We start from the raw sequence: 8,263 nt of genomic DNA, 5'->3' as shown, positions 1-8,263 counted from the left end.
AGATGCTTCGCTGCGCTCTGCATGACGGGCGTAAACTCCAACTCAAAATTCAGACCTAAACCATGATTCTTCTCGCCATCGAATCGAGCTGCGACGACACCGGCGCGGCAGTATTTCGCAACGGCCAGCTGCTGAGCAATGTAGTAGCCGGCCAGGCCGTGCACGAGCAATACGGCGGCGTGGTGCCCGAACTGGCCTCGCGGGCGCATCAACAACATTTGCTGCCCGTAGTCACGGCCGCCCTCAAGCGAGCCGGTATCGAAAAAACCGACCTTGACGCCGTAGCCGTGACGCAAGGCCCTGGCCTGCTGGGCTCCTTATTAGTAGGCAACCTGTTTGCCAAGAGCCTGGCCCTGGCGCTGGGCAAGCCGCTGCTGGCCGTGAACCACATGCGGGCGCACATCCTGGCGCACTTCATCCGCGAGCCCAAGCCGGCGTTCCCGTTTCTGTGCCTCACCGTGAGCGGCGGGCACACGCAGTTGGTGGTGGTGCGCAGCGCGCTGGAAATGGAAATTCTGGGCCAGACCATCGACGACGCGGCCGGCGAGGCCTTCGACAAAACGGCCAAGCTGCTGGGCTTGCCTTACCCCGGCGGCCCGCGCCTCGACAAGCTGGCTCAAACCGGCAACCCGCGCCGCTTCACTTTCCCCGAAGGCGCGCTGGATGGCTACAATTTCTCATTCAGCGGCCTGAAAACGTCGGTGCTCTACTTCCTGAAAAAAGAAACCGCCGCCAACCCCAATTTTATTGCAGAAAACCTGGCCGACCTCTGCGCCAGCATCCAGCACACCATCGTGCATACGCTGCTGAAGCAGCTAAAAAAAGCCGTCCAGGCCACCGGCCTGCACCAGGTAGCCCTGGCCGGCGGCGTAGCCGCCAACTCGGGCCTGCGCCAAGGCCTACAAGCTATGGCCGAAACCGAAAAATGGGCAGTTTTCATCCCCGATTTCGAGTTTTGCACCGACAACGCGGCCATGGTGGGCCAGGCGGCCATCTTCCAATACGAAGCCGGCGATTTCGCCAGCCAGCTCACCAGCCCCGACCCCAGACTAAAACTGACGTAGAAGCAAAAGAACAAAAACCGGATTAACGCCCACCCAGCCAGCTTGGCGCAGCCAAGCGTATCCGTTAAATCCTAAAAATCCGTTTGAATCTGCGGTCATGAAAGACAAAACGCCTGCCCCCATCAACATCAAAAACCGCCGCGCCGGCCACGAATACACCTTCCTGGCCAAGTACGACGCGGGCATGATGCTGCAAGGCACCGAAATAAAAAGCATCCGCGCCGGCGAGGCCAACCTCACCGATGGCTACTGCACCTTCGACCACAAGGGCGACCTGTGGGTGCATAGCGTCCGCATTGCGCCCTACAGCCTGGGTACTTACAACAACCACGACGCCATGCGGACGCGCAAGCTGCTGCTGAATAAGCGCGAGCTCAAGCAGCTGGCCGGCAAAATGGACCAGGGCCTCACCATCATCCCGCTGCGCCTGTTCGTGACTGACCGCGGCTTTGCCAAGCTCGAAATAGCCCTGGCGCAAGGCAAAAAGCTTTTCGACAAGCGCGAAGATTTGAAAGCTAAAGACCAGAAGCGCGAAATGGAGCGGTTTCGGTAAATGGTGAATGAGCGAATGAGTGATTGAGTGAGTTTACTGCTCAATTATCTGTTTGCTTGTTCATTCACTCATTCACACCCTCACTCATTCACCAATTTTGAACCCAGGTATTTGCGCGCTTAGCGCCGTTCCCGTGCGGGCCGAGGCCAGCGATAAGGCCGAGATGGTAACCGAGCTGCTTTTTGGCGACTGCTACACCGTGCTGACGCGGCAGGGCAACTGGCTGCGCGTGGAAAGCGCCGCCGACCACTACCAGGGCTGGATGGACTTCAAGCAGCACACGCCCGTGAGCGCCGACTATTTCGCGGCGTGGCGGGCGCAGGACCACCCACGAGCGCTCGACCTGGTGCAGGTAGTGTCGGACGCGGCCACGCGGCAGCCCATTACGCTGGGTTGCCGGCTGCCTTTTTTCGACGGCATGACCTTGAAAATAGGCGATAAATACCTGTTTTACAACGGTACGGCCACTAACCCCGCGCACCCTGCTGCGCTCGAGCGCCAACTGCTGCTGCTGCGCAAGCTGGGGCAACTCTACCTGCGGGCGCCCTACGTGTGGGGCGGCAAAAGCGTATTTGGCCTCGACTGCTCGGGGCTCACGCAGCAGCTATTCGGGCTACTTGGCGTGCAGCTGCCGCGCGATGCCCGCCAGCAGATTGAGGCGGGCGAGCCCGTCGATTTTGTGACGCAAGCTAAGACTGGCGACCTGGCGTTTTTTGAAAACGCGGAGGGCCGCATCGTGCACGTAGGTGTGGTGCTGGACGAGGGGCAAATACTGCACGCCCACGGCGAGGTGCGGGTTGACCCGCTCGACCACCACGGCATTTTCAACCGCGATAGGCAGCAGTACAGCCACAAGCTGCGGCTGATAAAACGGGTGCTAACTCAGTAGTACCGTAAGCTTTAGCTTGCGAGTGAGCGCAGCGAACATCTACGTTTTCTGACGTTTGCAAACGCAGATGTTCGCTGCGCTCACTCGCAAGCTAAAGCTTACGGTACAGCCGAATTACCACTGAATAGGCGCTTCGCCATGCTGCTCCAGCCAGGCATTGGTCTTACTAAACGGCTTGGAGCCAAAAAAGCCCCGGTCGGCTGAGTAAGGCGATGGGTGTGCAGCCTTGATAACCAAGTGCTTGCTGGTATCAATCAGCTCTTCCTTCTTCTGGGCATACGCGCCCCAGAGGATGAATACCACATGCGGCCGGCCCTCCGATACCTTTTTAATAGCGGCGTCGGTAAACTCTTCCCAGCCCTTCTTCTGGTGCGAGCCGGGCGTGGCGGCGCGCACCGTGAGCGTAGCGTTGAGCAGCAGCACGCCCTGCTGCGCCCAGCGGTCGAGGTTGCCGTTGGGGGCGGGCGGCGTGCCGGGGATATCGTCCTGCAACTCCTTGAAAATGTTTTGTAAAGAGGGCGGCGTTCGCACGCCCTCACTCACCGAAAAGGCCAGGCCGTGCGCCTGGTTTTTGCCGTGGTAGGGGTCTTGGCCCAGAATGACGACCTTGACCTCGTTGAAGGGGCAGGCATCGAAGGCGTGGAAAATCTGCGAGCCCAGCGGGTACACCGTGGTGGTGGCGTACTCGCCCCGCACCCAGGCCGTTAGCTTTTGAAAGTAGGGTTTTTCAAATTCGGCGGCCAGCACGGGGCGCCAGCTTTCGGCAATTTTGACCATGAGGGTAGGGGAGAGGAAGGCGAAAAGCGAAAAATAAAGTGGCGGGCAAGCCGTTGGCAACGTTACTTCGTATAAAACCAAAGATTCCGGGCCGCTGTTGGCCCCGTAGCGAACCTTCGCCCCGCCGCCGCTATGCCTACTACCACTACGCAGGGCGTAACCGTTACGGTTACGACCAATTACCTTCCCGACTACTCCAGCCCGTCGCAGGAGCATTTTGTATTTGCCTATCGCATTGATATTCGCAACAATAGCAGCCACACCGTAAAGCTGCTGCGCCGCCATTGGTTTATCTTCGATGCCAACGGCACTGTGCGCGAAGTAGAGGGCGAGGGCGTGGTAGGTCGCCAGCCAGTGCTCGAGCCCGGCGAGTCGCACCAGTACATGAGCGGCTGCAATCTGAAATCGGGCATGGGCAAGATGCAAGGCACCTACCTGATGGAGCGCTTGGGCAACGGCGATAATTTCCAGGTCAACATCCCGGAGTTTACCCTGATGGTGCCCTACCGGATGAATTAGCGGTACTTTTACCGTCATGCTGAACGCAGTGAAGCATCTCGACCACATCGTTTCAACGGTGTGGTCGAGATGCTTCACTGCGTTCAGCATGACACTGAATATGTTGAATACGTACCAACCTCTCGCTTACCTCCGCTACTGGCTGCGCTCGGGCAACGCCCACGGCCTGCACTCGCCGTTTGTTTACGGCCTCTACACCACGGTTATCTGCCACGATGGCGAGTTTGGGGCCTACGCCCGCATCGAGGAGCGGCGGCGCGAATTGCTGAGAAGCACTAAAAGTATTACCGTCAAGGACTTCGGGGCGGGCTCACAGGTGGCGGGCGGCGCGCAGCGCCGGGTGCGCGCCATCGCGCGCCACGCGGCCAAGCCACCGCGCCTGGCGCAACTGTTGTTTCGGCTGGTCAATCACTTTCAGCCGGCTACCGTGCTGGAACTGGGCACTTCGCTGGGCCTGACTACGGCCTACCTCGCGGCGGCCCGCTCGCGCAGCCAGGTTATCACCTTCGAGGGCTGCCCCAACACAGCTGCCGAGGCCCGCGATACTTTTGAAAAGCTGAATATCAATAACGTGCGGCTAGTCGAAGGCAACCTCGACCAGACGCTGCCTGCCACGCTGGCTGGGCTGGCGCAGCCCGTTGATTTTGCGTTTTTCGACGGTAACCACCGCTACGAGCCTACGCTGCGCTACTTCGAGCAGTGCCTGGCTAAGGCGCACGAAAACAGTGTGTTTGTGCTGGATGATATTCACTGGTCGGCTGAGATGGAGCGGGCCTGGGAAGCTATTAAAGCCCACCCGGCCGTGACCGTGACGGTAGATTTGTTTTACGTGGGTTTGGTGTTTTTCAGGAAGACACAGCCGCGGCAGGCTTTCTGGCTGCGGTATTAGCAGGCTGTTTGCCCGTTTGCATCGCATCAATGAAAGCTTAATTCACACATCCGCGCGGGGCCAAGCCCAGTCACGGTGTTTTATCTGGTTGTTTTTTTTAAGAATACGTACTGTATGTGGTTGAAAAATAGCTGATAGCTAGCAATTTACTTTCATTGTGTGCTTTTTGGTGCGCCGCCGTTGCCGGAGCCGTCGAACCAAGCGGCCCATCCAGAAGTTATAGCTTGCTGTTACCCTCCTTCTAAGTAGCGCCGCGCCCGCATGAGACAGTTAAAAATAAGTAAGCAGATTACCAATCGCGAAAGCCAGTCCCTGGATAAGTACTTGCAGGAGATTGGCAAAGTGAGCCTCGTGTCGATTGACGAGGAGGTAGAGCTAGCCCAGCGCATCCGCGACGGCGACCATATGGCCCTCGAAAAGCTGACCAAGGCCAACCTGCGTTTTGTAGTCTCGGTGTCCAAGCAATACCAGAACCAGGGCCTGACGCTGGGTGACCTCATCAATGAGGGCAACCTGGGGCTCATCAAGGCGGCCAAGCGCTTTGATGAAACTAAAGGCTTCAAATTTATTTCCTACGCCGTGTGGTGGATTCGCCAGAGCATTCTGCAAGCCCTGGCCGAGCAAAGCCGTATCGTGCGCCTACCGCTGAACCGGGTGGGCTCGCTCAACAAAATCAGCCGCTCGTTTGCCGAGTTGGAGCAGAAGTTTGAGCGCGAGCCTTCGCCCGATGAGATTGCCGAGCTGCTGGAGCTGACGACTTCCGAGGTAGTGGACACGCTCAAAATTTCGGGTCGCCACGTTTCGATGGATGCGCCCTTCGTGCAGGGCGAGGAAAACGGCCTGCTCGACGTGATGACGGATGACGGGCAGGAAACCCCGGATGCGGGCTTGCTGCACGACTCGCTGCGCCGGGAGGTGCAGCGCGCGCTCTCGACCCTGACCCGGCGGGAGGCCGATGTCATTACGCTCCACTTTGGGCTGAATGGCCACGCCGCGCAAACGCTGGAGGAAATCGGAGAGCAGTTCAGCCTGACCCGCGAGCGGGTGCGGCAGGTGAAGGAGAAGGCCATTCGCCGCCTCCAGCACACCTCGCGCTCGCAGTCGCTCAAATCGTACCTGGGCTAGCCCGGCGCCCTGCGCGCGCGGCTGCCGCTTTTTACTCTTTGTTTATCAAATAGCTCCGTTCTGCTTAAGGGCGGGGCTATTTTGCTTGAAGCCAAAGCGCCCCGACCAAGCTGGCCGGGGCGCTTTCTTTTCATTTAGTCCAATGCTTACTCGCCGGGCCGCAGCACCACTTTCAGGCAGTTGTCTTTTTTGTGGCGGAAGATGTCGTAGCCGTGCGCGGCCTGCGAGAGCGGCAGGCGGTGCGAAATGATATCATCGAGCACTACCTCGCCCTTAATGATGTGCTGCAACAGCTTGTCGATGTGGCGGTGGGCCGGGGCCTGGCCACCCACCAGCTTGATGCCTTTATCGAAAAACTGGCCCACTGGGAAGTTGTCGTTGGTGGTGGCGTACACGCCGAGCACGGTCACTACGCCGCCGCGGCGCACGGCGCTCATGCAGGCTTCGAGCACTTTGGGCGAGCCTTTTTCGAGGTTGATGACGGCCTTGGCGCGGTCGAGCAGGTTGCGGTCGGGCTCAAAGCCCACACAATCGACGCAGACGTCGGCCCCGCGCCCGGCGCTCATGTCGCGGATTTGCTGAATCACGTCGTGGCCGTCTTGCCAGAGCAGGGTTTCGCAACGGGTAGTTTCCTTGGCTTTGTCGAGGCGGTACTGCTGGGTATCCACGATGACCACGCGGGCCGCGCCGCGCAGCCAGGCACTTTTGGCGGCCATGATGCCCACCGGCCCGGCCCCAAAAATGGCCACGAACTCGCCGCCCTTCACCTCGGCCCAGTCGATGCCCGAGTAGCCGGTCGGGAAGATGTCGGTGAGGAAGAGCACCTGCTCATCAGTCAGGAAATCGGGCACTTTGCGCGGGCCGTAGTCGGCGTAGGGTACGCGCACGTACTCGGCCTGGCCGCCGTCGTAGCCGCCGTAGAGGTCGGTGTAGCCGAAGAGCGCGCCGCCCTTCTGGGTCAGCAGGCCGCCTTCGGGGCCGTAATGCTCGGGGTTCGAGTTTTCGCAGTGGCCGGGCAGCTCGTGGTTGCACATAAAGCAGTGGCCGCAGGCAATAGGAAAGGGCACCACCACGCGGTCGCCGCGCTTGAGATTGCCCACGCCCTTGCCCACTTCCTCCACGATGCCCATAAACTCGTGCCCGAGTACCATCGGGGTAGTGGGCAACGAGCCGTTGTAAATGTGCAGGTCGGAGCCGCAAATGGCGGTGCTCGTCACGCGGATGATGGCGTCGCGTGAGTCTTTGAGCACGGGGTCATCTACCGTATCGACGCTGACATTGCGGGGGCCGTGAAACACGAGAGCTTTCATGGGAAGAAACAGGAAAGTGAGAAAGGAGAATCAGCCCAAGCTAACGGCCTGGCTACTGGCTGGTTGCGCTTCCCACTATCTTTCCCATGCCCTGCAACGGCGTTACAGGTAGCTGCTTAGCCCAGCTTACCGGCGTTCAAACCTGGGCGCAATCGGCCGGCTCTCAGCTTAACCATCAGTCGATTCCTTGCCTCTTTATAACTGGTACAAGCTCACGCCCGCGGTCGTGACGAAGTAGGCGTATTGGTCGCCGAGCAGCACTTGGCGCACGGTAGTTGCATCGAGGCCGGCGGGCAGCGGCTGGGTGCGCTCGGTGAGGTTGTAGAGGTGGAAAAAGTGCAGCGCGCCATCCTTGAGGTACGCCAATTCATCGCCCCGAAACGTGATAAAATCGAGCCCCGCGAAGGGCAACTTTTTGCGGTAGTTGCCGAGGTTATCGAAGACGAAAATGCCACTGGTACGGTCCACCAGGTAGATGTTATTCTGGTACTGACGCAGAAAGCGGAAGTCGGGCCGGCTGCGGCCGATGAGCAGGTCGAGCGGCGTGTTTTGCACCATCCGCAGGTTTTGGGGGTCAAACTCGCGCAGCACGAGGTTGCTTTCATCGAGCAGCCAGAGCAGGCCGTCGGGCGCGAGCGTGGCCGTGCGCACGGTGCCATCGACGTAGTCGGCCAGCCTGATTTCACTGAGCGGGGCCAGGAAGCGGTCGAGCAGCAGCACCTGCTGCCGGTCGTCGTAGAAGACGAGCACGGCATTCTGGTTCCAGGCCTCCAGCACCGCCACGTGGCCCGGCTGCGGCGGCGAGTAGGTATTAAGCGGCTGCCCGGCCGTGGTGAGCTGGCGCAGGTTGTTGCCCTTATCAGCCAGGTAGAGCGTACCGCGCCGGTCGATGGACGCCGCGCTGGCGTTGGGCAAGGTCAGGGTTTTGACGAGCGTCCAGGAGCCGGGGGCCGGGGCGGGCGCGTTGGGGTTCAGCGTCTTGGCTGGGGGCGCGGCTTCGACGGGGGCCACGCCGGCAGCGGGCGCTACCGAGGCCGCGCTGGGCACGGTGGTTTGGGCGTGGGAGTTAAGATTAAGAGTTAGCAGGAGCCAGAATAGCTTGCCCAGCCGTGGAACCTCACCCCCCGGCCCCCTCTC

9 protein-coding genes are annotated in these 8,263 nt (G+C 60.0%); 6 read left to right on the top strand and 3 right to left on the bottom strand.

Annotated features, from left to right (window positions below; all coding sequences use genetic code 11):
• The first annotated feature begins 62 nt into the window (after positions 1 to 62).
• The 3 genes from tsaD (at position 63) to VFO93_RS18465 (ending at position 2,506) form a co-directional block, all read left to right on the top strand.
• Positions 63 to 1,064: a tRNA (adenosine(37)-N6)-threonylcarbamoyltransferase complex transferase subunit TsaD gene (gene tsaD, locus VFO93_RS18475; protein WP_325135866.1), complete on the top strand. Its 1,002-nt coding sequence runs from the start codon at positions 63 to 65 to the stop codon at positions 1,062 to 1,064.
• A gap of 97 nt (positions 1,065 to 1,161) precedes the next feature.
• On the top strand, positions 1,162 to 1,617 hold the full coding sequence (gene smpB / locus VFO93_RS18470; RefSeq protein WP_325135865.1) for an SsrA-binding protein SmpB: 456 nt from the start codon (positions 1,162 to 1,164) through the stop codon (positions 1,615 to 1,617).
• A gap of 97 nt (positions 1,618 to 1,714) precedes the next feature.
• Positions 1,715 to 2,506: a C40 family peptidase gene (locus tag VFO93_RS18465; RefSeq protein ID WP_325135864.1), complete on the top strand. Its 792-nt coding sequence runs from the start codon at positions 1,715 to 1,717 to the stop codon at positions 2,504 to 2,506.
• Positions 2,507 to 2,620: 114 nt separating this feature from the next.
• On the opposite strand, the gene VFO93_RS18460 is transcribed toward VFO93_RS18465, so the two are convergent.
• Complete coding sequence (locus VFO93_RS18460; protein ID WP_325135863.1) at positions 2,621 to 3,283, bottom strand: uracil-DNA glycosylase; 663 nt, start codon at positions 3,281 to 3,283, stop codon at positions 2,621 to 2,623.
• 132 nt (positions 3,284 to 3,415) lie between these two features.
• Here VFO93_RS18460 and apaG point away from each other — a divergent pair, with 132 nt between their 5' ends.
• The 3 genes from apaG (at position 3,416) to VFO93_RS18445 (ending at position 5,816) form a co-directional block, all read left to right on the top strand.
• Positions 3,416 to 3,802 (top strand): Co2+/Mg2+ efflux protein ApaG, encoded by a 387-nt coding sequence (gene apaG / locus VFO93_RS18455; RefSeq protein ID WP_325135862.1) that lies wholly within the window; start codon positions 3,416 to 3,418, stop codon positions 3,800 to 3,802.
• A 16-nt stretch (positions 3,803 to 3,818) separates the two neighbouring features.
• Positions 3,819 to 4,691, top strand: coding sequence for a class I SAM-dependent methyltransferase (locus VFO93_RS18450; protein ID WP_325135861.1), 873 nt, complete (start codon positions 3,819 to 3,821; stop codon positions 4,689 to 4,691).
• A gap of 261 nt (positions 4,692 to 4,952) precedes the next feature.
• Positions 4,953 to 5,816: a sigma-70 family RNA polymerase sigma factor gene (locus VFO93_RS18445; RefSeq protein ID WP_325135860.1), complete on the top strand. Its 864-nt coding sequence runs from the start codon at positions 4,953 to 4,955 to the stop codon at positions 5,814 to 5,816.
• A 146-nt stretch (positions 5,817 to 5,962) separates the two neighbouring features.
• On the opposite strand, the gene VFO93_RS18440 is transcribed toward VFO93_RS18445, so the two are convergent.
• Together VFO93_RS18440 and VFO93_RS18435 are read right to left on the bottom strand one after the other, a co-directional pair.
• The gene (locus tag VFO93_RS18440; RefSeq protein WP_325135859.1) at positions 5,963 to 7,126 is read right to left on the bottom strand and encodes a zinc-dependent alcohol dehydrogenase; all 1,164 of its coding nucleotides are present in this window, start codon (positions 7,124 to 7,126) and stop codon (positions 5,963 to 5,965) included.
• A 195-nt stretch (positions 7,127 to 7,321) separates the two neighbouring features.
• Positions 7,322 to 8,263, bottom strand: a 942-nt coding sequence (locus VFO93_RS18435; protein WP_325135858.1) for a hypothetical protein, incomplete at its 5' end; no start/stop codon positions are given.

The organism is Hymenobacter sp., from assembly GCF_035709525.1.
In the GTDB taxonomy this organism is placed as follows: Bacteria; Bacteroidota; Bacteroidia; order Cytophagales; family Hymenobacteraceae; genus Hymenobacter.
Note: the sequence above shows the minus strand (reverse complement) of the source record. Positions and strands in the feature narration are given on the sequence as shown.